This window comes from Kamptonema sp. PCC 6506 (assembly GCF_000180455.1).
Classification (GTDB): Bacteria; Cyanobacteriota; Cyanobacteriia; order Cyanobacteriales; family Microcoleaceae; genus Kamptonema; species Kamptonema formosum.
This window is the reverse complement of sequence record NZ_CACA01000098.1, coordinates 1-23,310: the sequence shown is the minus strand read 5'-3', so window position 1 is coordinate 23,310 and position 23,310 is coordinate 1. Positions and strand designations below refer to the sequence as shown.

Annotated in this window: 16 protein-coding genes; 6 read left to right on the top strand and 10 right to left on the bottom strand. The window is 44.4% G+C overall.

Translation table 11 applies throughout. The features are described 5' to 3' along the window. Positions 1-39: 39 nt before the first annotated feature. The 4 genes from OSCI_RS05585 to OSCI_RS05570 all read right to left on the bottom strand — a co-directional run bounded on the left by OSCI_RS05585 (position 40) and on the right by OSCI_RS05570 (position 5,543). A complete protein-coding gene (locus tag OSCI_RS05585; RefSeq protein WP_007353897.1) occupies positions 40-1,329 on the bottom strand; it encodes a glycosyltransferase family 4 protein in 1,290 nt (429 codons plus the stop codon). After that, entirely contained in the window at positions 1,326-2,282 is a 957-nt protein-coding gene (locus OSCI_RS05580; RefSeq protein WP_007353896.1) for a hypothetical protein, read from the bottom strand. Before OSCI_RS05580 ends, OSCI_RS05585 begins: the two co-directional genes overlap by 4 nt. Positions 2,283-2,799: 517 nt before the next feature. Next, on the bottom strand, positions 2,800-4,146 hold the full coding sequence (locus tag OSCI_RS05575) for a flippase (RefSeq protein ID WP_007353895.1): 1,347 nt from the start codon (positions 4,144-4,146) through the stop codon (positions 2,800-2,802). Positions 4,147-4,199: 53 nt separating this feature from the next. Then, the gene (locus OSCI_RS05570) at positions 4,200-5,543 is read right to left on the bottom strand and encodes an O-antigen ligase family protein (protein WP_007353894.1); all 1,344 of its coding nucleotides are present in this window, start codon (positions 5,541-5,543) and stop codon (positions 4,200-4,202) included. A gap of 220 nt (positions 5,544-5,763) precedes the next feature. Between OSCI_RS05570 and OSCI_RS05565 the strand changes: the two genes are divergently transcribed. The 3 genes from OSCI_RS05565 (at position 5,764) to OSCI_RS05555 (ending at position 10,442) form a co-directional block, all read left to right on the top strand. Continuing rightward, positions 5,764-7,281, top strand: a complete 1,518-nt coding sequence (locus OSCI_RS05565; RefSeq protein ID WP_007353893.1) for an SLBB domain-containing protein — start codon at positions 5,764-5,766, stop codon at positions 7,279-7,281. A gap of 32 nt (positions 7,282-7,313) precedes the next feature. Beyond that, positions 7,314-9,662 (top strand): GumC family protein, encoded by a 2,349-nt coding sequence (locus OSCI_RS05560; RefSeq protein WP_007353892.1) that lies wholly within the window; start codon positions 7,314-7,316, stop codon positions 9,660-9,662. Positions 9,663-10,076: 414 nt separating this feature from the next. Further along, on the top strand, positions 10,077-10,442 hold the full coding sequence (locus tag OSCI_RS05555) for a response regulator transcription factor (RefSeq protein ID WP_007353891.1): 366 nt from the start codon (positions 10,077-10,079) through the stop codon (positions 10,440-10,442). Positions 10,443-10,804: 362 nt separating this feature from the next. Here the strand turns inward: OSCI_RS05555 and OSCI_RS05550 are convergent, their stop codons facing one another. Both OSCI_RS05550 and OSCI_RS30575 read right to left on the bottom strand, forming a co-directional pair. Then, positions 10,805-14,875 (bottom strand): CHAT domain-containing protein, encoded by a 4,071-nt coding sequence (locus OSCI_RS05550; protein ID WP_019487183.1) that lies wholly within the window; start codon positions 14,873-14,875, stop codon positions 10,805-10,807. A 204-nt stretch (positions 14,876-15,079) separates the two neighbouring features. Continuing rightward, positions 15,080-15,223: a hypothetical protein gene (locus OSCI_RS30575; RefSeq protein WP_007353889.1), complete on the bottom strand. Its 144-nt coding sequence runs from the start codon at positions 15,221-15,223 to the stop codon at positions 15,080-15,082. Positions 15,224-15,624: 401 nt separating this feature from the next. On the opposite strand from OSCI_RS30575, the gene OSCI_RS05545 reads away from it, so the two are divergent. Beyond that, positions 15,625-17,484, top strand: coding sequence for a calcium-binding protein (locus OSCI_RS05545; protein WP_007353888.1), 1,860 nt, complete (start codon positions 15,625-15,627; stop codon positions 17,482-17,484). Position 17,485: 1 nt separating this feature from the next. Here OSCI_RS05545 and OSCI_RS05540 read toward each other — a convergent pair whose 3' ends face one another. Next, complete coding sequence (locus tag OSCI_RS05540; protein ID WP_007353887.1) at positions 17,486-17,887, bottom strand: hypothetical protein; 402 nt, start codon at positions 17,885-17,887, stop codon at positions 17,486-17,488. Next, on the bottom strand, positions 17,884-18,195 hold the full coding sequence (locus OSCI_RS05535; protein WP_007353886.1) for a hypothetical protein: 312 nt from the start codon (positions 18,193-18,195) through the stop codon (positions 17,884-17,886). Before OSCI_RS05535 ends, OSCI_RS05540 begins: the two co-directional genes overlap by 4 nt. Before the next feature lie 95 nt (positions 18,196-18,290). On the opposite strand from OSCI_RS05535, the gene rnhA reads away from it, so the two are divergent. Then, on the top strand, positions 18,291-19,199 hold the full coding sequence (rnhA, locus tag OSCI_RS05530) for a ribonuclease HI (RefSeq protein WP_007353885.1): 909 nt from the start codon (positions 18,291-18,293) through the stop codon (positions 19,197-19,199). A gap of 109 nt (positions 19,200-19,308) precedes the next feature. Then, complete coding sequence (locus OSCI_RS05525; protein WP_007353883.1) at positions 19,309-20,412, top strand: AI-2E family transporter; 1,104 nt, start codon at positions 19,309-19,311, stop codon at positions 20,410-20,412. Positions 20,413-20,466: 54 nt separating this feature from the next. Here the strand turns inward: OSCI_RS05525 and OSCI_RS05520 are convergent, their stop codons facing one another. Continuing rightward, complete coding sequence (locus OSCI_RS05520; RefSeq protein WP_007353882.1) at positions 20,467-21,495, bottom strand: C39 family peptidase; 1,029 nt, start codon at positions 21,493-21,495, stop codon at positions 20,467-20,469. 465 nt (positions 21,496-21,960) lie between these two features. Further along, positions 21,961-23,265, bottom strand: coding sequence for a M16 family metallopeptidase (locus OSCI_RS05515; protein WP_007353881.1), 1,305 nt, complete (start codon positions 23,263-23,265; stop codon positions 21,961-21,963). Positions 23,266-23,310 lie beyond the last annotated feature (45 nt).

Below are 23,310 nucleotides of genomic sequence, written 5' to 3'. Positions count from 1 at the left end.
TAACCTTCAATAATTTGTTGACTTGATTTTAGATTAGCTTCACAAAAGAGAGATTATATTCCCACTCAAATCTGAGATCGAATTAGATGGTAATAATTCTTTAAAAATAGATAGATATCGACTTGCTTGTAATTCTTCGCTAAATTCTCGCTCAGCTTTTTGACGGCCGTTAGCGCCAAGTTTTTGATGTCTTTCTGGGTTTTCTAATACCCACGTAATACCTTGGGCTAAATCTTCGCTTTTGTAAGGTTGGGCTAAGTAACCATTTTGTTGATGATCGACGATATCTTTTAAGCCTGTGGCATTAAAGGCAACGACGGGAGTGCCGCAGGCGAGTGATTCTGAGGCGGTTTGACCAAATGCTTCATACACTGAAGGCACTACCATCACATCAGCCGCTGAATAGGCAAGGGCTAAGGTACTATCGTCGTACAATTTGCCTAGATAGCGTACCTTAAAACCGAGCTCGGACTGTTCGGTAGGTTTTGATGCACCGAAAACTATGAGTTCCAATTCTTCTGGGTTGTGAGATTGACTTAACTCTTTAATTGCTGACTGAAGTAAGGAAAATCCCTTCCAGCGATCGCCTGTTCCCTGCATAGCTCCAAATAATATTAGTTGTTTGTCTTGAGGTAAATTTAAGATGGTTCGTGCCTGTAGGCGGTTAATAGGCTTGAAAGTTTGAGTGTCAAGCCCATTGGGGATAACTTCTATTCTATACCCTTTGAAAAGGGAGCTTTCACTGGCGCATTTTGCTAACCACTGGCTGGGACTAACTAGACAAAGGCTTAAATTTTTCCAAGCTTTCGCTTTTCGTTGCCATACCCAGCGGGATAGATCGAAGTCTTTGCTGCTATGCAGTTGCGGGCAACTACCGCAAGATTGAGTATAGCGATCGCAATCTTCCGTATAGTGACACCCGCCTGTAAAACTCCACATATCATGGAGCGTCCAAACTATGGGCTTATTAAACTTAGGCAGACTTTCTATTTGCAGAAATCCATTACAAGTCCAGTGTAAATTAATAATATCCGGTGCTATTTCACCCACTTTCGCAGGTAGAGAATCGGGCAGCCACTGGGTAGAAAATATTGCCGAATTGCGGTGTGAATACAGCCGCAAAGGTAAGTTATAGAGTGTCGAACTGATTTCTTCAAATTTATGAGCTAGCTTCCCTTTAATCGCAATGACATTGGGATCGTCGCTGCTTTTATTTTGTACAAGGATTTGGGAACTTAGCCCTAGATGTTCTAAACCTTGATGCAGCCGATAAGTTGCACGGGCTGCACCCCCTTCTCTATCAGAATAACTGAGAAGTAATACTTTCATAAACGCTTGCCATTAACTGCAATTGCCTTGATTTTTAAGAGTTGATTCAGTTTGTATTGCACTTTTCTAATCATCGGTGGATCGTAATCGTATAAAGTATTTTGGGTGAAATTATCTGCTTGGGTATCCCGAATCAAAAAGGGAGGATGCTTCAGAGGAAATTCTAGAGGTTCTGTAGGCATATTATTATAAGGACTGTCAACATCTGGTGTATGAGTACCACCCGCCCCATGACCAATGTTAGACACTAAATTGGTTTGAGAAATAATGTTCAATCCATTTTGAATGAAACTAGCAAATGCCCATTGAAAATCCCAGGTATTTAGTTTTCCTTCGTAACAGAGTTGGAAAGCATTTGTCCACACTCTCACCGCGCGGGGATCTTTGAGAATATCTGTTAAAAAATTGCCATCGCGAATTTCTGGCCACAACTTCATATCTAAATCGTAGTGTTTCCAAGCTCGTCTCCAACTCGCCCAACTCCAGCAGTGAGTATAGCAAGAAAAGTAATAGCTATAGTCTGTTCGCTGTCGCCCAAATTGAACATTTTGACCAGAAATGGACATCACTCTTTGATCGTATCGATAGCGTTCCAGCAATTCTTCAGCAAAGCGGAAAAATGTAGGATCGGGCAGACAATCATCTTCGATAATAATTGCCTCTTCAACTGTATCAAATATCCAATCTATGCCGCTAGCAACACGCTGCCGACAACCTAAATTAGTATCTGCATAATTTTTCAATACTTCACAGTCCCAATCTACTCGATCGATAATAGCCCTAACCGCAGCGCATTCTTTATCTTCTCCTGGTCTATCTGCACGGGGGCCATCAGCCACAACTAACAATTTAGGAGGTTTGATCTGACGAATTACTTCAAATACTTTGGCCGTTGTATCTGGACGTTTGAAGATAATAAAAGCAACTGGTGTTTGAATTTGGTAATTGGACATTACTTGGACTCTACTTATAGTTTAGTATCGGCAAGACTGACTCAGACCAATTTTAGGCTTTGTAGTTGGCGCTTTCTGTGTCCGCAGAATGGATTGTTCTCGGAATCTACCGCACTTGTTTCGGTCATCAGTAGCAGACAGAAGGCAAAAGCAAAAATACTCAGGAAGCCTGCTTTTGAGTCATATTTATTTTACCTTTTAAGTATCTACTCCTACTGATTGGCATCACTTGCTCTCGGTTGAGAGTAAAGATTATTCTAATTATAGTCTGCAAATTGGCTTAGACGTGCTAGCGTAGATTAAATTTACAATATCTTTATGTTGCATTTTGTGAAGTTCATAAAACTCATTCAGGACTTGCACAAAAGTATCCGTAACACAACCATCTTGGCGGTGACTTGACCGCCCAAATGAGAGCGATGCAAAATTACACCTTGATATCTAGCTGATTATTCTTCATTTCGTAACTTCCTAACTTCCTAACTTCCTAACTTTTAATGTATTGACAAAAATCCGTTTATCTCCTCGCAGATAATTGACCTATTTTCTTGATAATATCTACTAGAAAAATTGCCTTCGTTTGCATCCAAAACATCTTTCTAGTTTTCGGGTAAAGTGCGTGGGCTAAATAAGAAGCTGACATCTGTGCAATCAGAGTAGCAATCCCTGCTCCCAAACCACCATAGCGGGGAATTAAAATAAAGTTTAATATAATATTAACAACTGCGCCCACAGCGGTTGTCGCGGCTGAAAGATTTAAGAATCCTTCTGTAATTAGCCATGTACTTCTGGCGATTCCTAAGCAGACAAACAGCCCAGCCCAAATCAGAACCGCTAAAGAGGGGGCAGCACCAAGATAGTTTTTTCCATATAAAAGAATCACTATCGGCTGTGCAAGCAGCATTACAGGAATTGCAACTGCATAAGATATTAAAGACATTAAATATAAAAGTTTTTGCAGGCGCTCTGTATAAAGAGTTTCACTAATGTCTTTAGCTTTAACAACCGATGGGAAAACAGAGCCAACTATAGCCATAGGCACAAAATACCAGAGTCCAGAAACTTTGACGGCTGCTGCATACAGTCCTAATTCTTCCGCGCTACTAAGTTGTTTCATCATGATCTGATCGATCTGCATATAAATAAAGATCATGAAGTCGGATAAAATCATCGGCCAGCTTTGCTTGAGCAATTCCAGAGCAAGCTTGCGGTTAAATTGCCATCTTAATATCTGATTCCCATTTGCTTCATAAACAATCACAAAGCCCACAGCCCTTAAAGCATATTCAGCACTAAATATCCAAGAAAATGCGAGCAATGAAGCTCGGAGATTAATGAGGATAACTTTAACAACACTCATAATCAAATAAGCCGCATTCGTAGACAAAACGGTATATTTTGATTGCACTTGCGATTGGAACCAAAAGTCGATGGTTTCAAAAGGCTGAAACAGAGTTACTAATGCTGTTATTCCTACTAACAATTGAGTATAGGGTTCGGTAGGATTTAGAAAAATTACTGTGACGATGGTTAATGACAAAGCTATCAAGCCACCAATGTTTTTGAGGACAAAAACTGTACCTAGAATTTCTTCCTTATTAGACGAATTCCGAGATAGATCGCGAATCACGATCGAACCCAACCCAAGGCTGGCAATGGGAGCAAACAGCCCTGCTGTCGCCATCGCATAATTGAGCAAACCAAATCTCTCCGGTTGTAGGTAACGAGCAACCCACAACCCTACTAGCAAACCCAGACCTAGCTGCAATATCTTGTCAGCAAACAGCCAAGTTGTGTTGGCAATCACCTTACGTAGTCCTGGGCTGAGCTGATCTATAAACGCAAAGAGCTTGTCTAATATCATAAGTTTTCAATTCGTTACAAAGCAGGTGATTTTTCAAAAAATTCTCTTTTCGTTTAAGTCTTTACTGAAATATCTCGACTCAGGCGGACTGACATGACAATGTACCAAAACCAAATGCTGGTTGTCCCAAAAAGACCTGTTTCCGTAAGGTTTGTCATTAGTGTATAGGTCAAGATGAAAAGAGGCAAGCCTGCTTCGGGAAGTTGCGTGCGAGTTAAATATACGACTCCTTTGATAAGATTGTTTAAAAATGAAAACATAAATAATATCAATCCTCCCCAACCTAAATCACAGGCTAAATCTAAAAAGCCATTGTGAGAATGAGGGGGGACAAATTGGCTTTTAACGATGATAATACTGTGGGCTGGATTTTCCAAACCCCGCCAAGGTTGCCAAAAACCAGCAACTCCAAACCCCAGAAGGGGACGCTCGTTAATTTTATCTACGATTTGCGGCCAAAATTCCGTTCGCCCCGTCAATGTCATATCTTTTTTAAGACCATCAACAACGATCGCCTCCAGATTATTAATCACCACAATTGCCAGACAAATGCTGATGATTAGGAAAAGTATGACTGAAATCACAGCCCACTGCACCGGCAATTTTTTGATGACACTGAGATAAAACCAAAGGCCTAATAAGATAATAACCAAGATTCTGCTTGCTCCGCTACACCCTTTTTGGACTGCCAAGGAAGCCAACAAACCAAAAACAATCGCCAAACGCCGATTTTTCGGTGAATAAAAGGCAAATAAAAACCATAAAACCGCTGTTTGAGCCATAAAAAATGAAAACTGGTTCTTGTGACCCAGTATTCCATTCCAGCATCCAGCCTCATCCGCATTGGTTTTCAACAGGCTCCACAACAGAACACATAAGTTGACCACACGCCACCAAGGATATAGCTCTTGCCAACTATATTGCTTTCCTATGTAAATAGCGATAACTGTTACTTCTAAAATCACTAAACTATTTTTGAAGCTGACATCACTCGTATCTGACCACAAAAGTGAAAATAAGATCATAAATAAAAGTATTGCTAACGACGGATCGCTACTCATCGTCATTAAGAACGCTTTTAAATAATCTTTCAGAGTAGAGCGCAGTCGAGGAAATAATACGAATAGAAAAGCAGCATAGATTCCGATCTGTCCGATGATGGTGGGAGGTGTAGTCCGATCCGTTGCCATCACGAGCGGGTGCAACTTAGTAAAAGGCATCACTCCTGCACCTGACGCTCCTGAAATCGCAAATAAAAATATGCCAGCAATGATTTTTTCCAGATTTAACCCGATTTTTTTGTTCTTGGCTACTGCTTGATAAATTAATATCAGTACAATGAGAGCGATCGCTATAATAATTAATAAAAATAGAGGATCGCGGAGAATTTCTTTCATTTGTAGTACCGACCTTAAATATTTCTTTTTATTTACTGTCTAGCAAAAATAAACTAGGAGCAGGTCTGTCTTTAAATATAGTCAAGCTTTCTCAAAACTGCCAGATCTAGCGAGCAGATGACTTAAGTATATTTCCTTCTGACTAAGGCCCGGTACCTTTTGCCTTCTAGTGAGAACCCACAGTTTGGCAGTTTTTCGCCCACTAGGTTAGATTAAAATCATGAAGCAAATTACGTTGTATATTGCGAACGCAAGTTTGCCCAGACAAATCGTCCCCCTCTTGACCGGTCTGAGCCTGTTAGCGATCGCAGGTGTCGCTTCCCCACAGCCAACGGTCGCCCAAGAGCAAATTGCACAGAATGCCGCTCCCCCTCCTTCGGGAGCCAACTCCTCGAACGCAACGGGAACTTACACTTTAGGAGGCGGAGACAACATTCGCGTCGATATTTTCGACTTGCCCCAACTCAGCGGCAACTACCAAATTCCGGCAGGTGGCGTGATCCAGTTACCCCTAATTGGCAGTATTTCCATCCAGGGGCTAACCCTTGAGGAAGCAACAACTGCCATTTCTAATGCCTACGCCCCGGTTCTCAAACGCCCCCAGATTACAGTTAGCTTGCAAGCGACGCGACCCCTCAACGTCTGGATTTCAGGAGAAGTCAACCGCCCAGGCTCCTATAGTATTCCCTTAAGTTCAGGAGCGGGTAATGTTCCTTCCGTCCAATTTCCCACTTTAGTACAGGCGATTGAACGAGCTCAGGGCGTGACCCAAATTGCCGACATTCGGCGAGTAGAAGTGCGGCGACGAGCGGGGGGAGTTGGTCAAGCGCAAGTCATAACCTTTGACCTATGGCAATACTTACAGACTGGCACCGTATCTGCGGACATCACCTTGCGGGATGGAGATGCGATTTTCATACCTACAGCACCAGCAGTCAATCTAGCAGAAGCCCGTCAAATCGCCATTTCTACCTTTGCTCCTCCTCCTAGTCAAGCTCGTACAGTAGCAGTGGTAGGAGAGGTAACTCGCCCAGGGAGATATGTCGTAGTCGGAGGAGATACCTTATCCGCCCAAAGCGTCCAAGGACTGCCAACAGTAACGCGGGCAATTCAGCTAGCTGGAGGCCTCAAGCCTCAAGCGGATATTCGCCAGGTGCAGGTGCGTCGCCCCACCAGTGCCGGTTCCGAACAAATTTTTAGTGTTAACCTCTGGCAACTTTTAGAGAGCGGCGATGTCAATCAAGACACGATTTTGCAAGACGGAGATACGATTATAATTCCTACTGCTGCGGAAATTAACCCCGCAGAAATATCTGCGATCGCAGACGCTAGCTTTTCTCCAGCAAAAATTCAAATCAACGTTGTCGGAGAAATAGTTAGACCAGGATTGGTAGAGGTACCCACCAACACCAGCCTCAACCAAGCACTGATGGCAGCAGGAGGATTCAACAGTAGTAGAGCTAAAAAAAGTTCCGTAGAACTACTCCGCCTCAATTTCGATGGCACTGTTTCCCGGCGCATTATACAACTTGATTTTACTCAAGGAATCAACGAGCAGACTAACCCCCTCGTCCGAAATCAAGATATCATTGTAGTCAGACGCTCCGCCACAGCCGGAGTAGTAGACACTGTTAACCTGATTTTAAATCCCACTGCTGCCCTTCTAGCAGTACCAAGCACTGGTAATGCACTCCTATCATTGCTCAACAGCTTGGGACTTATTAGATTGCCTAAATAACACTTTATTAGCTAAGGAAGCAATCAAAAAATATGGATACAGAATATCATTTCCAGCCAACAACATCGAAGCGCAACGGCGCTATGCCTCAACCAGGGCCCAACCTCTCTCCAGGGAATAACGATACTAGCGATCAAGAGCCTTTAGATTTAGGTTGGCTCTTTGCTGTAATGCGGAGAAGGATGGGGATCATGGTAACGATCGCGGTCATACTCAGCGGAATTTCTGGCTCGTTGGTATTGTGGAAAACCAAGCAAATTACCAGACTCTATCAAGGCAGTTTCCAGGTTTTAGTAGAGCCAATCACGGCAGAAGGTCGATTGTCTCAATTGCTGATCCAGTCTCAGAGTGCCAACTTCAGCGCTGATGAAGTTAACAAAGTTGGTTCCTCTGTCGAAGACAGCAGTATGGTAGACTATCAGACTCTATTGCGAGTGCTAAAGAGCCCTAAACTGCTGGAACCGCTGGTTAAAAAGCTACAAGCTAACTATCGAGAAGTTAGCTACACAAAGCTCAATAATCAGTTGAAAATTAGCCGGATTACTTATGCTAAAGATGGTAAAGAAGCGGGCACGAAAATTATAGAATTTACTTACCAGGATAAAGACCTGGATAAAATTAAGTTTGTCCTCGATACAGTTTCTAAATACTATTTAGAGTACAGTCGCCAAGAGCGTCTAAAACAGACTACAAAGGGCATGGAGTACATTGATAGCCAGCTCCCAGCACTGCGGATGCGAGTCGATCAACTACAGCGACAACTGCAATCCCTGCGCCAGCAGGCTAACCTGAGTTTACCAGAATTAACTAGCAGAAGCTTCGCCGATCAAGGAAACGCTATTGGCTCTAACCAAGTCACTCTCCAAGCCCAGCTTGCTGAAACCAGAAAGCTATACAGTAACCTGAAAGCGCAGGTAGAACAGGGCAATATGGCCGGGGTAGTAACAATTAACCCGAAAGGTTACGAAACCTTAATCAGCCAGCTTCAGACACTAGAAACTCAATTGGCAATTAGTGCAACTCAATTTCGGGAAGACAGTCCGCCGATGCAGTCTTTGCGAGAAAAGCAGCAAAATGTACGCGGCTTGTTACAGAAAGAAGCTCAATTGACACTCGACACAGTAGCCGGCCAAATCCAGCAGCTAGAAGCTCGAGAACGTAGCTTAACAGCAAGTGAAGATAGTCTAAATGCAAATATCAGGGAATTACCATCCGTCCTCCGCCAGTATGGAGATTTGGAGCGAGAATTGGGGGTAGCGACAGAGAGCTTGAAGGTATTCTTATCTAAACGAGAAACCCTCAAACTAGGTGTAGGGCAGCAAGACACGCCGTGGACGATCATCAATGAACCCACGATCCTGACAACTGAATTCGGCAAACCTTTATCGGTGACTGTTACCAATAAAGGTAAAAACTTAGCGATCGCATTAGTATTGAGCATCCTATTTGGCGTAGCAGTAGGCTTTGTAATAGAAGTGCTCAATACAGTTTTCCATACCCCAGAAGAAGTGAAATGGGGAACGAAACTACCAGTGTTAGGGTTAGTTCCCCAGACGAAAAAACTTAGGAGAATCACCAAGAAATCTAAGCAGCGAGCATCAGTTAAGAATGTTAATGATGGAACTCTAGGCAAAAGCCCACAACTACAGTTGGGTGGTAGTAAGTTACACGGGGATTTAGATTATTCCTTTTTAGAAGCCTTTCGTTCCCTGTACACAAACATCCGCTTGCTAACCCCAGGGAGATCTATGCGTTCCTTAGTAATCGGTTCAGCAGTGACAGGAGATGGCAAGTCAACCATTGCTTTTTATCTGGCAAGGACAGCAGCGGCCGTCGGCCTACGGGTGTTACTCGTAGATGCTGACTTGCGCTTACCTCAACTCCATCTGCGCTTAGGCCTACCCAATGTCCGGGGACTCAGCGATGCGATCGCCACAGACCTCAGCCTCAACGACGCGATCCAGCGATCGCCAGACGAAGACAACCTCTTCATACTCACAGCAGGCTACACCCCACCTGACCCGATCAAACTCCTATCATCGAAAAAAATGCTCTATCTCATGGAGCAATTTCAAGCATTTTTCGACTTAGTGATCTACGACACTCCACCCCTTGTTGGTCTAGCAGACGGACATATCCTCGCTGCTCACACCGACGGTACAATCTTAGTAGTAGCGCTCGATCGCACCGATCGCTCTCTCGTCACCAAAGCACTAGAGGGATTAAAAATTTCCGGTGCTTCTGTCTTAGGAACCGTCGTTAATGGCATTAAAAACTCAGACCAAACCTCAATGCACCGCCAAGTGAATTTTGAAAGCCTTTACAGCAATCAACTGGAGACATTAGGTACTCAAAATAACAACACCGCTCAAAAATTCTGAACCCCGCGATCGAGGGGTTGGGGAAGAGGTCAAATAATTTTTTGGGTAGAATTAAACAGGTCTCCTGCCTTAGAGGGGAAAGGTACGGGGAAAAGGTCAAATTCCCTCTTCAGGCAAAATCGGGATGCTCCCCTGAGATAGCGCCGCCCAGGACGCTGAGAGTAAACTCAGACTTGCCGTTTTCTAAGCTCTACCCTTAAGAGCATTTTTTTGTGGAACAATGCTATTTTTACGATAGAGTGATAAAGTAGCAAAAAGCCCCAGGTGTGTCAACCGAGATTTCTCGGAATTATTAAGAGCAATGATAAGGAAATGATGAGACGTGGGTAAACTATATATAACCAATCACAATTTAAATTGGGGTACGCTACCCTTGCTTGTTAAAGTTTCAACCCAGAAACTAGGTAGGAATATATGAGTACAGTTATGGTTGTTGACGACAGCGTTACCCTGCGGGAGATGATCGCCGACTTGCTCAAAGGCAGAGGATTGAATGTTACTGTCGCCAGTGACGGCGTAGAAGCTCTAGAGCAAATCAAAGCGAATTGCCCCGATCTAGTCGTTCTGGACATTGTTATGCCCCGGATGAATGGCTATGAAGTTTGCCGGCGGCTCAAGAGCGACCCCAAAACCCAAAATTTACCTGTGGTAATGTGTTCGAGTAAAAGTGAAGAATTCGATCGCTACTGGGGCATGAAGCAAGGAGCGGACGCTTATATCGCTAAGCCTTTTCACCCACAGGAATTAGTAGGAACTATTAAACAACTCCTGCGTGGGTAGTGGTATTTCCCCTTGTCCGCAGGCAAGTTGATACTATAGCTAGGGACTAGGGGAAAAAGGGGCTAGGGGTTAGGGGCTAGGGGAAGAAGGGAAGAAGGGAATAGAATCAAGGTTTCCAGCGATCGCTCCTTTCCTAACTGCCAAGAAGATTGCTATATCTTATGTTTTAAAGTTGGCGATCGCAAAACCTATAGCAACCACCAACACTTTCCTCGTACCCTTCTAGATAACTAAATTTTATAGCAACTGCCAAGGCCGTTAGGACGTTCTGAATTCCACCAAACCATTGATTCTATTCCCTTCTTCCCTTCTTCCCCTAGTCCCTAGCCCCTAGCCCCTAGTTCTCCCTCCTACATAAAGTTTTACCAAGGGCTGCCAATCATCACAAACGCCGACCAATAGAAAGGATGCGATAAATTCCGATCTCCAAGTTTGAGGAGAGGCGCGGGCAAATCAACACTCGTCCCCTTCGATCCCCGTAATTTACCTCCCTGCAAACGCACCTCTCCCCGTAGCATCGCCATTTGCGCCTGACGCAAAGCAGCCGCCTTGATTGGTGCTAGCTTTAACTGCCCATAAAACTCAGTCATCAATGCCAAAGTACCCTCATCACTGACATACCAGAGACTCGCCAACGCCGTCTTTACACCCGCCTGCACTGCCAAACCCCCAAAACCCAACTCAGCATCACCATCCCCCACCGCAGTTTTACAAGCACTTAAAACCAATAATTCCACAGCCGGGTCATTCAATCTTAGCTGCTGTAGTTGATCGAGCTGTAGCCGACTATCCCACAGTTGAATAAAAGAATTGCTGGGTGTTCCTGGTTGAAACTCCCCGTGAGTGGCCAGGTGAATAATACCAAAAGGCTGAGTCTCCCGTTGTCGCCTAAAATTTTCGAGAGTAAAACCCTCATTGAGAAAACCCACTCCTGGCCATTCTGACATAATCGTAGCGATCTCGAGCGGCACTGCTGGTAAAGGATTTAAATTAATAAATTGTGAGGCTCCCATTGCCAAAACAGGGGAATTTTTGACATCTACGTAGCGAGTATCCGTTAAATTAATGCTGGGAATGAGGCTGAGATTGTACTTTTCCATCAAAAAGTTTTGCCCATCATGCAAAGCAGCAATGGGGATACCTCGCAGACCTTTGTCCATAGTAAATGCGATCGTATCAATGCCGCGCTCTTGCAGAGTTTGCTCTAAAGGTGCAACTATCCACTTGTAAAGTAACTGTGCAGAGGCACGGTAAATTGTGGTATTTCGGAAACGGGGATTAGTAATATCATTTCTGAACTCTGTCACCACATCGAATAAGTCATCCTGCTTAGCTTCCGAGACACTCTTGTGAACTATAGACCCCGATGATGTTACTAGCACTAATTCTAGTTGTTCTGGGCGCGAGAAAACATAAATCAAACTCGGTTTTGTGCCAGTTCGCTGTTCAATTATTTTCAAACTTTTCTGGATATCGCTGAGAGAAGAAAACCCCGGATTTAAGTTAAGTTCCAGGTATTCTCCAAACTCCTGAGTGAATGACTTTTCTATCTGTCCTAATGCCTGAATGATATTACCTGAATTGAAACTTTGAGCGATGTTTGCACGTAATGTTGAGTTAAAAACTGCTTCTCTGGCGTTTTCGCTAGTCAGGTTGCGGAGATTATTTCCTAACTCAATTAAATTTGGTTGTAAAATAGTTGATGGTCTTTGTAGGTCGAGGGAAATGTTACGTTGGTCTTGACTTTGTTGCAGTGGAAGCAATGGGTTTGCGATCGGGATTGAAGGAGGATTTGGTCGGATTGGAGTTGGTGATATTGGAGTTAGCGGTATTGGAGTTGGCGATATCGGAGTGGGGGTGAGAATTGGTATCGGAGTGGGAGTGAAAATTGGTGTAGGCGTGGGAATCGGTGTCGGAATTGGCGTAGGAATCGGCGTGGGAATCGGCGTGGGAATTGGTGTGGGAATTGGTGTGGGAATCGGTGTCGGAATCGGTGTCGGAATCGGCGTGGGAATCGGTGTCGGAATCGGTGTCGGAATTGGCGTAGGAGTGGGAGTTACTGGGTTAGTAGTAATGATTTGAATATTACCCTGAGTATAAGAGTTGCTGAAAGATTGGCGGGGCTGAATGATATTATTACGACTGCTAGCGATCGCACCCGCAGTACCATTCACTGTCGCATCTCCCACTATAAATGGCGTTACTTGGTCAGTATCGCCGCCACCATGCCGAATTACTATCGGCCCACCGCCATCACCGCCAACAGTCGAAATACTTGCCTCTGTAACATTGTTGTCTGTAAAAGTACCAAAAGCCCGGAAAAAACCTGGAGTTCTGATATCAATGCTACCCCCAGGTGCATTAATGAATTCAACGCTGATATCATTTCCCGCACTTAGGCTCACATTGTTGCCGCCTCCGCTAGCGTTTACGCTACCAAGTGAGAGCTTTTCGCCCGCAGAAATGCTCACATTGCCATTAGCATCTATCCTGCCAATACTAACAGTACCTATATTAGCTACGACATCAACTGCATTGCCCACTAACGAGTCCACCGCCAAGTTTCCAGAGGCAGTCATGGCGATCGCACTGCCAGCACTCACATCGATCGCACCCGCTTCAATATTTCCGCCGCTACTCGTCAGACTTACATCGCCGTTGTTACCAACACTGGAAATCTCATTAGTAAAAATATTCCCCGCTGCTTCCAGAGCGATCGCACCATTTGACTGTAGCAGACCAGCAGTGGTAATCGAGCCACCCGTTGCGATCGCCACTTCCCCACCGTTAATCTCGCTAGTGACAATATCACCCCCCGCTGACAAAATCACCTGTCCATCTGCTGAGATCGTCCCTACCGTAATTGAGCTGGATGAAGATGGAAAAGAGGTAAAATTTGTATCTCCAATCGCAGCATCGGGAGGAAGATTAGGAGCATTTGCCAGACTCACTACTCCCGATCGCAAAATCAACGCCGGGCCACTGGTCAAGATCGCAATATCTGGATCGGAACCAGAAACCGTAACATCGGGCCCTGTAATCTCAATATTGCCTGCAATAATGCTCCCTTTCGCCTCCACTTTCAGCGAAACGCCTGTATAGTCCCCAAAGACGACATCTCCCTCAGAACTGAATATGGGGTCATATCTGCTTACAAAGTTACCCGGCCCACCCGACAAATTCCGAATCGAGAAACTACCACCAGCAGCAAAGTGAGAATCGCCGGAAATATTACCACCACTAACCAAGCTTAAGTCGCCCCCGCTTTGGAATTGGGGCCCCGGCGCAATACCTGGAATCGGATTGAGGGCTAGGATATCAATGCTGCGATCGCCCTGAATGTAAAGACTCCCTCCCACTCTAGCAACAAAGGGATTAGCTGGGCGATCGCGAACGATTACTCCATTTCGTGCTTGCAAAGTCAGGTTGCCACTCGTATATAATTGACTTCCCAATAAAGTGAGATTATTTGCACCATAGAGTATAGCAGATTGACCTTGAAGTGAGTTAGCGTAGCCCGCCGCAAGTATTGCAGAATTCGGTGCAATTACCGTATCCCCGGTTTCTACCTTCAAATCCGAACCAATCAAAACCACTTCCCCAACACTATTAACAGCGAGTCCAGTCGCCTGACTACTGCCAGCACCCGTTAATAACTGCGGTAAAGAAAGAGGTACATTAGCCACAGGTATTGCAGATCCTTCCCCTTGCGAAGTCGCCACCTCTAAACTCAGCAATAGACCCTGTTGACTGATGCGAACCACATTCTCACCAGGGACAGCAGCAACAGTAATTTGACCCCCTAGTGCGGTTAGACTGCCAGTATTCACCACCGTACCACCGAGCAAAGTTAAATTTTGTCCTGGCAAAACGGCTAACTGACCAGCATTAACTATACTTCCCGATCGCACTCCACTGAAATTAAAACCACTAGGCGTTCCCACTAATGCAGCATAATCATTAACACCAACAGCATTCAACCAATTACTCCCAAACCCGATACCATTAGCAGTCGTAACAGTGAAGCTACCGGGCACATTTAGACTCGCATTAGCACCAAAAATAACACCTGCCGGATTGATTAAAAAAAGATTAGAATTCCCACCACTGACAGCAATTAAACCATTAATTATTGAAGCATCCCCACCCACAACACGAGCCAAGATATTTCTAATCGCTGGATTAGATAAAAAATTAGCAATTTGACCTTCACTCAAACCAAACTGTTGAAAACTGTGGAAAAGATTCGCTCCGTCCTTTGACAGAGTACCGCCGCCAATATCGTAGCGGTTGCCTTCAGGAGTGACAAAAGTTCCCGTACCATCTACAGCGGGTTTAATGGGCTGCGCTGTTGCCAAAGAATCAAATATTAAAAAATAGAAAGGAAAAATCAATAACCCACATTTTTTAATATTTGATTTTCTATTTTTCATCATAAAATATACCTAAATACCAATTATAGCATGAATTGTAGAGGTTTTTAGTTGCACGCTCGCAGGCTAATCGTTTATTGGTAATTGCTCACAGTTAACACTTAACAAATTGTTAATTGGTAATTAAAAGTAGTCTTTCATCCAATTGAAAACTGCTAGATCGGGATTTTACTGATTTTACCTAGTTCACTTGCTAATTACCAATTAACTCCTGATTTCAGTGATTTTAGGCAATTCACAAATTTTACTTGCTAATTGGTAATTGGCAATTAGCACAAATATATCAACTGTAGGTAAGTCAGCATACATATTAATACCAACTGTCAAAATTATTGAGACAATCTGCATTGTTGAGTTAACTTCAGAAGAGCGACCTCCTGCCTCCAGCCTCTACTGTTGCATAACTTTGGAGGATTGGTATAAGAAAGAGTGCTAAAGCCTAAGTTGGCAAGACAGATAGAACCATCTAAAGTTCCCTAAGATAGTAGGATGACAGAATTTTTAAGAGGACTTAAGCATAAGCAAGATTTTCTGTAATTACGACAGCCAAGCAGAGCACAATCAAGTTTAGCGCAGTCAAGCGTAGCGCAGTTGGGACGGAGGAACTAATCTAAGGAACAAAGCAACCCCAAAGTAATCTTAAACCTTGATTGCTCGTTATTACTACGCAAGTCCTATTTTAAATTACTGACGATGCTCAGTTCCTCTTAAGATAGAAGCTCAAACCAACTATAGGGAAAACCTCAGTTATGACAGTCATTAACGGCACACTTGATGATGATAATTTAACTGGAACCTCACAGCGAGATGTCATCTACGGCAGAGCCGGTAGTGACCTGCTTAACGGTGCAGAGGGAGACGATCTGCTGTATGGTGGCAAAGGCAGCGACACTGGCAGTGGTGGCTCAGGTAACGACTATCTCTTTGGAAACTTAGACAATGATAGCTTAGATGGCACTGATGGTCGGGATGTCATTTTTGGGGGTAAAGGCGAAGACACACTGCGGGGAGGAGAAGGCCGCGACTTGCTATTTGGCAATCAGGGAAATGACTTGATTGAAAGCGACAGCGGGGGAGATACTAGCACAGGGGGTGAGGGTGCTGATACTTTTTCTTTTGGGCCCGCAAGCGGCAGTCTAAATTTAGTAAATGCACCAGTTATTACTGACTTTGGCAATGGCGAAGATGTAATTCGCCTAGCTAACGGCGGTCAAATATTGAGTCAAGGCAGAAGCATTATTGATTTAACAACTTTTGAGACTGCTACAAGTAAGCTCAATATCTTTCAAGGAACTGGTGAGAATGCTAAAAATGCCATCATTCAGGATTCTGTAACACAAGAGTTTTTGGTAGTATTGAAGGATGTTTTAGTCCTTTCTTCACCTACTCCTACCCCTACACCTAATCCTACACCTACGCCTACGCCTACTCCTACTCCTACACCTACGCCTACGCCTAATCCTACACCTACACCGCCGATCGCTGTGGCGGACACTCTCAACAGATTTGCTGCGGTTTCAGGTACTAATGGTCAAGATATAATTTTTACCGATCAAGCTGGCAATTATACTAGCGTTCTGAATATTCCCATAGTTGATTTACTACAAAATGATAGCCCTACTGGGATTACGGTGACAACCGTTAGCAATCCCATTAATGGCACGGCTAATTATAACTTTGGCGACACAAGTGTATTATTTACCTCCCAAATTGGAGTCAGTACAGTTAGTTTCGAGTATGCAGTTAGCGATGGCACTTTAACGAGTACAAATGTCCCAGTAACAGTCAATATCGAAGGGTTTCAGGTTAGTGGGTTTGAAGACAATGACACCATAGTAGGTTCTTCTGGTAATGACACTCTTGATGGTGGCAGTGAAAACGACAGAGTGCAAGGCGGTGATGGCGATGATAGTCTAGTGGGTGGATTGGGAAATGATACTATGATTGGCGACTTAGGCAACGATATTGTAGTTGGTGGAGAGGGTGATGACTGTCTCTCTGGGGGTGCAGGTGCAGGCTTAGTTGCGGATGGTAATGATGCGATCGCAGGCGGTAATGGTAACGATACTCTGATTGGTGACTTCGGCAACGACACCATTAATGGCGATGCTGGTAATGACTTGATTCAGGGAGATCCAGGAGACGACTTTCTGTTTGGTGATGCTGAGAATGACTTCCTAATTGGTGCGGATGGTAACGACTGCCTCAGCGGGGGTAGTGGTGATGACACCCTCAGTGGCGGCACTGACAATGACACTCTTATTGGTGATAGCGGTAGCGATCTCCTCGCTGGGGGTATCGGTGATGATTACTTTCAGTTAAACTCTCCAGGTGATGGGATCGACTTTCTAAATGACTTCACGCCTGGTAGCGATCGCATTCTCATCTCTGCTACGGATTTCGGCGGTGGTTTAACGGCGGGTACGCTTGCTGCAAGTCAGTTTGTCTTAGCTGTTGCTGCATCTGACTTGATTCAAAGGTTTATTTATGATAGCGGTTCTGCGAATTTGTTCTTCGATGCCGATGGCATTGGCCCAGTACCACAAGTGCTGATAGCTACTTTAGCTGCTGCGCCTCCCTTGAGTGCCTCTGATATTTTGATTATTTGAGCTAATAGTTAACTGTTAACTCAGATTCTTTTTCACGCATTAGCGAGTGCGATTGTACTTCAACCTCTTCACAAATAACTTCAATTATAGTGTTGCCATAAAGAGTGACAGTATGTAGCAAAGGTAACTCGTCAATATTTTCAGGATAAAATGAATATTTTCTCAAGTCATCCTGAGTCAGCTTTCTATATTCATGAGTAATCTCGATAATATCTACATAATCATTATCTTTATCAGACTTCAAAGAGTCTTTTGAAAAGTTGAAAAGGAGAATATTTTTTAACAGAATTACTAACTTATGTTCTCGATTGAAAATTTTGATTGAGAAGATACTGCCACTGTTTTCAAAACTAACTGAATCAGCATAGGTGAGAGGAAGTTCTGTCAAGAAAGGTTTGTTCATGAGTTTATATCGAAATATTCTGGTGGATGCCGATCGTGAGGAAGAGCGCGATCGATTCTACTACCGTCAGAGGCTAACCGCTGTCCCTTATTTATTCTAAAACCATCTGTACCGTATATGGGAGCTTCTGTTCTAACAATTCTTCCTGTTTGCCAGTTGATATCAACTTGCGAACCGTCAGGATGCTTGAACTTCTGCCATCCTCCCTGGGAAGGCTGTAGATTGCTAGGTTGAAAGCCATTGGCATCAAGAATTTTTCTTACCTCCTGTCGAGACAAGCCGTTAAAATCTGGTAGGTTTGCGCTCATGCTATTCCACCCTATAAACATCAATGACTAATAGCGAAGTGCGATCGCCTGGTCGATCGATTTTATGATGGGATAGCCTTTAAATCACGATCGCTATGACTCTTCCTAAAGTTAAAAGCATATACACTGATGGTGCTTGTTCTGGCAACCCCGGCCCTGGTGGGTGGGGCGTAGTCATCTGTTTCGCCAATGGTGATATTCAAGAACTCGGTGGTGCTGATGCCAAAGCGACTAATAATCGCATGGAAATGCAAGCAGCGATCGCAGCTTTGGAATGGTTCGCCAAATCGGGTCAAGCTGAACCTGCTACCCTTTACACAGATAGCGAATATCTCAAAAATGGCATTACAAAATGGATTCAAGGGTGGAAAAGAAAGGGCTGGAAAACCTCAACCGGTGCTCCTGTGATCAACCAAGACCTCTGGGAGTTACTTGACGAACTAAATTGTAAACATATACAGTGGCAGCACGTTCGAGGTCACTCAGGCGATCGTTATAATGACCGCTGCGACGAGATCGCTCGCGCCTTCTCCCACCGTCAAAACCCCTCTCTGCAACAATTCGAGCAAGGCACTCAAGGAGAATTAACTACTACCCAACCTCGCTCCCAATCTCCAGTTCTCAATACAATTGTTTCACAGGCAACGGACACAACTGCTAACAAAACGATAGAATCCAATCTCATAGCCTCTGACCTTCTCATCTCCGATTCTGCTATGATCGACTCCACTGCCGATTCCCTAGACAACTTGCCGCGCGAGGTGAGGGTTGAGCAACTCCGCAACCTGATAGAAACCTTGCACATTGCTGATGAAGTTGCCACTAAAGGCTACTTAATCACAAGTTCTGAACTAGCTGACCTCATGGATGTTAATGCTAGTGCTGTTACCAGTCGAGGTGACAAATGGGTTTGGCGTAACTGGGTGGTATCTAGAGCACGCCGCGAAGGAAACCAAATTCTTTGGTTACTAGAACGCATAGACCACGTTAACTCTACGGATTAGGTAATTGGTAATTGCTCCCCCTCTTTCCCTAGTCCCTAGTCCCTAGCCCCTAGTCCCTTATAATGTATTCTAGAGTGGCTTTATAAAGGGGAATGGGGGAGTGAGATAGATGAACTTTGGACAGTGGCTGGGCTTAGTCGCTCTGATACTTTCTCTCTCTGTTCTTTGGGAAATTCGGCAACTATTGCTACTACTGTTTGTGGCAGTTGTGTTTGCGATCGCCCTAAACAGGCTCGTCCGATTATTGGAGCGAGTAGGAATTCAAAGGGGTTTTGCTTCACTGATATCAGCAGTATTATTGATAGCGCTCATAGGGCTATTTGGGGCGCTTGTCGTACCTCCTTTCCTAAGTCAGTTTCGGGAATTGACCCAATTAGTACCTAAAGGGTTGACACTATTGGAAATATGGATTAACCAATTGTTTGTATGGCTACCAACTGAAGCTCGTCAATATCTTCCCAGCGTTGGAGAGTTAGGCAACCAAGTTCAACCCCTGATCAGTGGACTGGCTAACAACTTTTTTAGACTGTTTTCGGGTTTTCTAAACCTCACAGGCGGTTCGCTATTTGTGGTTGTAATTACTATCATGTTTTTACTCAATCCTCAAGCTTACCGCCAGGGCTTTTTACGGCTATTTCCCTCTTTCTATCGCCGCCGCGCTGATGAGATTTTCTCTCTGTGTGAAACTGATTTGGTCGCTTGGATTGTGGGTACGCTATTTAATATGTTAGTGATTGGGTCAGTTAGCGGGATTATCTTGTGGATTTTGGGGGTCAAGTTAGTTCTGGCAAATGCTCTGCTGGCAGGATTTCTAGAGGCTGTACCTAATGTTGGGCCGATCTTGAGTACGGTTGCGCCGGCGGCGATCGCTCTCCTCGATTCTCCCTGGAAAGCTGTTGCAGTTGTAATTGCTTACTTTTTGATTCAGCAATTAGAACAGTTTTTATTAGTTCCGATAGTTATGGGACAGCAAGTTTCTTTGTTACCTGCGGTGACGCTGTTAGCTCAGATTTTCTTTGCTTCTTTCTTTGGTTTTTTGGGTTTATTTCTCGCTCTCCCTTTGGTAATTATGGTGCGAATCTTGCTGCGCGAGATCCTGGTGAAAGATGTATTGGATCGGTGGGAGGGAAATTTAGAGAGAACATCGCCTCAAGAATTGCCTGAAATTTTACCGCCGACAACTGATGTTCAGTCTCCAATTATTAGGGAATAGTTAACCATATAGGGTGGGGACTCCCCACCCTATATATAGCCCCTAGCGATCGCATTACTTCGAGATAAAATGTACCCAGAAATTACCATCAGGGATACAGACATTGCGAATCAATCGATAGGAATAGTGTAGATATTCACCACTAAGATCGGTGCGATACCCACCACTGAACCACTCTCCATAGGGATCGTGAACAAAGAATCCATCGGGGTCATAACCAACTACAGGCATAATATGACCAAAAGACGTAAAATATCCGTGTATAACAGCAGGATTTCCACTTGCTAACCAATCTTGAACATCCTCAATAATTGCATTTTCGGTGAAGTAATCCTGATAGCCATAATCCTTGACAATCTTAGCTAAATCGTAGGGGCTCCAGCGACTGTAACCTTGATTAAGTGCATATTGATAGAGCTCATCCTCAAATTGACCCGACTTAGTTCTGCGTTGTGCTCCTAAAAACTCCAAACACATGGCGATAGAAGTCACATTGCAAGAACCAGTAGGATTGTACCAGTTGTCTAACTGAGATTTGTAGCCAACATTAAGCCTAACAGTTAGGGGATTTGGTTTGGGATACAGTATGGTGCCTTCTTGAGTAATCTGAGCGTGTTTCTCGAAGATATACCAAATAGGGGAACCCTTAAAAGATTCATTGCGGAAAGCAACTCTTACGTGACCGCGAATTGGGGCAAAAGCAAGAATTTCAAACTCTTTTCCTGCTGGTATTGATTGTTTTTCCGACTCAGCAAGTTGAGAAGATGCGAGGGGTCTGGCTTTAAGAACTGTGTCTAAAACGATTTTGAGGACGGGTGGGGGTAGGGGAATTTCACCGACTTTAGTTTCGATCAGTTTTTTGGCTGTGATTGTCCCTAAGTACCCTGGTTCGCCGCATTTCATCAGGGTTTGAAAGCGATGGAGGGCGGCGGTAGAGAGAGGGCCAAAGAGTCCATCTACTGGGGGTTTGAGTAAACCTAAGTCAATCAGACGGCTTTGAATTTGACGGCTGAGTTCGTCATCTCTAGCGATCGCTGCCGCATCATACTTGATATTTGTGTTGAGAAAAGCTTGTAGTTTCATTTACCTAGTACAGTGTTTACAAGTTTTATCTGTTGTCGGAAAATCACAGAAATTTTGTCGATTCCGTAGACCAGAACAGTTTAATTATCGATCGATTTAGACAACAATTTAGAGCTATAGGGCATTGGTGTCAACTTAATGTTAAACCTTGACTCCGACAGGGGTTAAAACCCCCTCTTATAAATTAAGTCTTCGCTCAGAGGACTAATGAGTTTTTTAGTCCCTGAGCGAGGACTCGATTTTTGAGACAGGGGTTTTAACCTCTGGCGGATTAACGATTTGACGTTAAGTTGACACGCCTTGGGGGTAGGGGTACTACCTCGCGATCGCACAGCAATAGCAAGATATTTTCCCATTACCTCGCGAGAACCCAATCAATTAAAAATTAAAAATTAAAAGTTCAAAATTAAATTAGTTTATTTTTTAATTTTTAATTTTGCATTTTTAATTCTTTAGCCTACTTAGCTATTTTGCAGGGCGGAGTACAACTACACCGCAGGCATCTGGGGAGAGATATTTGCGGGCCGCTTGCTGGATATCGATCGCATTGAGAGCTTGGATAGAGGCGGGATAGTTGAGGGCGGGGGCTAAATCCCCGACAATGGACTGGTAGTAGCCGTATAAATTGGCGCGATCGCTAGGCGTTTCGTTCCCAAAAATAAACCGATTAGCTACTTGGGTACGGACGCGGGCCATTTCCGCTTCCGTCACGAGTTCCATCTGGATAGTGCGGATGTGTTGAGCGATCGCTACTTCCACCTCAGCCAAATTCTCCTCAGCCAATTGAGCTGAAATATAGAATACACCCTGAAGTCGCTGAGTCATATTACTAACTGAAATTGAGGAGACTAAACCCCGCTCTTCCCGCAAATCTTGAACCAGGCGAGTTGTCCTACCGTGACCCAATATTGTTGCCAAAACATCAAGGGCGTAAGTCTCTTCTAAATTTGCCAGTCCTGGTACTCGCCACATCATCACCAATCTTGCCTGTTGAAGGCTGGAATCGACATATTCGCGGCGGACTGTTTCTTGAAAAGCGGATTCAGCTTTCAGATGCAAAGCTTCGGGTTTTAATGGCACTTCGGGCGATTCATGAGGTGTCATCGCATCTGCAAAAGCACCAGCCACAATTTCAATTAACTCCTCAACTGGCAAATTCCCCACAGCAACCGCTGTCATCGACTCAGGTTGATATCTGCTGCTATGAAAATCCCGCATCTGTTGTACTGTCAGTTGTTCAATCACCGATGCCGGGCCGAGTACGGGACGCTTATAGGGTAGCACCTCAAAAGCTGTCTCCATCGATCGCTGATAAGTCCGTCGTCGGGCGTTATCTTCCGCTCGCCTAATTTCTTCGATCACGACCAACCGCTCTCGCTCAAAGGCTTCATCGGGAATGCTAGCATTCAGCAGTACATCGACTTGCAAGGGTGCGAGTTCGGCAAAATCTTGGGGGGCACAAGTGATGTAATAGTGAGTGTAATCTTGACTGGTAGCGGCATTTGTTACAGCCCCGCGTTGCTCGATCAAGCGTTCAAATTCGCCGGCGGCCAATAGCGGCGTGCCTTTAAAAATCATGTGTTCTAGAAAGTGAGCCATGCCGTTGATATCATCTGATTCTACGGCGGAGCCAACATTGAGCCAAACGCTAAGGTTAACGGCATCAACAGGCAGGTGTTCTGCTACGATCGTTAGTCCATTGGGTAGGCGGCGGACTGTAGGAGCGTTGAGAGGAGGAAGGGAGGAGGGTTTGAGAACGGTTGAAGTCATTTCGATTTTATGCGCCTTATTTTCTATATCTTAGACGAAGAAGGA

Excerpts from the sequence above, each read along its gene's own strand:
- OSCI_RS05585 (WP_007353897.1), bottom strand. The coding sequence starts at position 1,329 with ATGAAAGTATTACTTCTCAGTTATTCTGATAGAGAAGGGGGTGCAGCC.
- OSCI_RS05515 (WP_007353881.1), bottom strand. The coding sequence starts at position 23,265 with ATGACTTCAACCGTTCTCAAACCCTCCTCCCTTCCTCCTCTCAACGCT.
- OSCI_RS05560 (WP_007353892.1), top strand. The coding sequence starts at position 7,314 with ATGGATACAGAATATCATTTCCAGCCAACAACATCGAAGCGCAACGGC.
- OSCI_RS05540 (WP_007353887.1), bottom strand. The coding sequence starts at position 17,887 with ATGAACAAACCTTTCTTGACAGAACTTCCTCTCACCTATGCTGATTCA.
- OSCI_RS05580 (WP_007353896.1), bottom strand. The coding sequence starts at position 2,282 with ATGTCCAATTACCAAATTCAAACACCAGTTGCTTTTATTATCTTCAAA.
- OSCI_RS05575 (WP_007353895.1), bottom strand. The coding sequence starts at position 4,146 with ATGATATTAGACAAGCTCTTTGCGTTTATAGATCAGCTCAGCCCAGGA.
- OSCI_RS05535 (WP_007353886.1), bottom strand. The coding sequence starts at position 18,195 with ATGAGCGCAAACCTACCAGATTTTAACGGCTTGTCTCGACAGGAGGTA.
- OSCI_RS05570 (WP_007353894.1), bottom strand. The coding sequence starts at position 5,543 with ATGAAAGAAATTCTCCGCGATCCTCTATTTTTATTAATTATTATAGCG.
- OSCI_RS05545 (WP_007353888.1), top strand. The coding sequence starts at position 15,625 with ATGACAGTCATTAACGGCACACTTGATGATGATAATTTAACTGGAACC.
- OSCI_RS05520 (WP_007353882.1), bottom strand. The coding sequence starts at position 21,495 with ATGAAACTACAAGCTTTTCTCAACACAAATATCAAGTATGATGCGGCA.
- OSCI_RS05550 (WP_019487183.1), bottom strand. The coding sequence starts at position 14,875 with ATGAAAAATAGAAAATCAAATATTAAAAAATGTGGGTTATTGATTTTT.
- OSCI_RS05555 (WP_007353891.1), top strand. The coding sequence starts at position 10,077 with ATGAGTACAGTTATGGTTGTTGACGACAGCGTTACCCTGCGGGAGATG.
- OSCI_RS05565 (WP_007353893.1), top strand. The coding sequence starts at position 5,764 with ATGAAGCAAATTACGTTGTATATTGCGAACGCAAGTTTGCCCAGACAA.
- rnhA (WP_007353885.1), top strand. The coding sequence starts at position 18,291 with ATGACTCTTCCTAAAGTTAAAAGCATATACACTGATGGTGCTTGTTCT.
- OSCI_RS05525 (WP_007353883.1), top strand. The coding sequence starts at position 19,309 with ATGAACTTTGGACAGTGGCTGGGCTTAGTCGCTCTGATACTTTCTCTC.
- OSCI_RS30575 (WP_007353889.1), bottom strand. The coding sequence starts at position 15,223 with ATGCAGATTGTCTCAATAATTTTGACAGTTGGTATTAATATGTATGCT.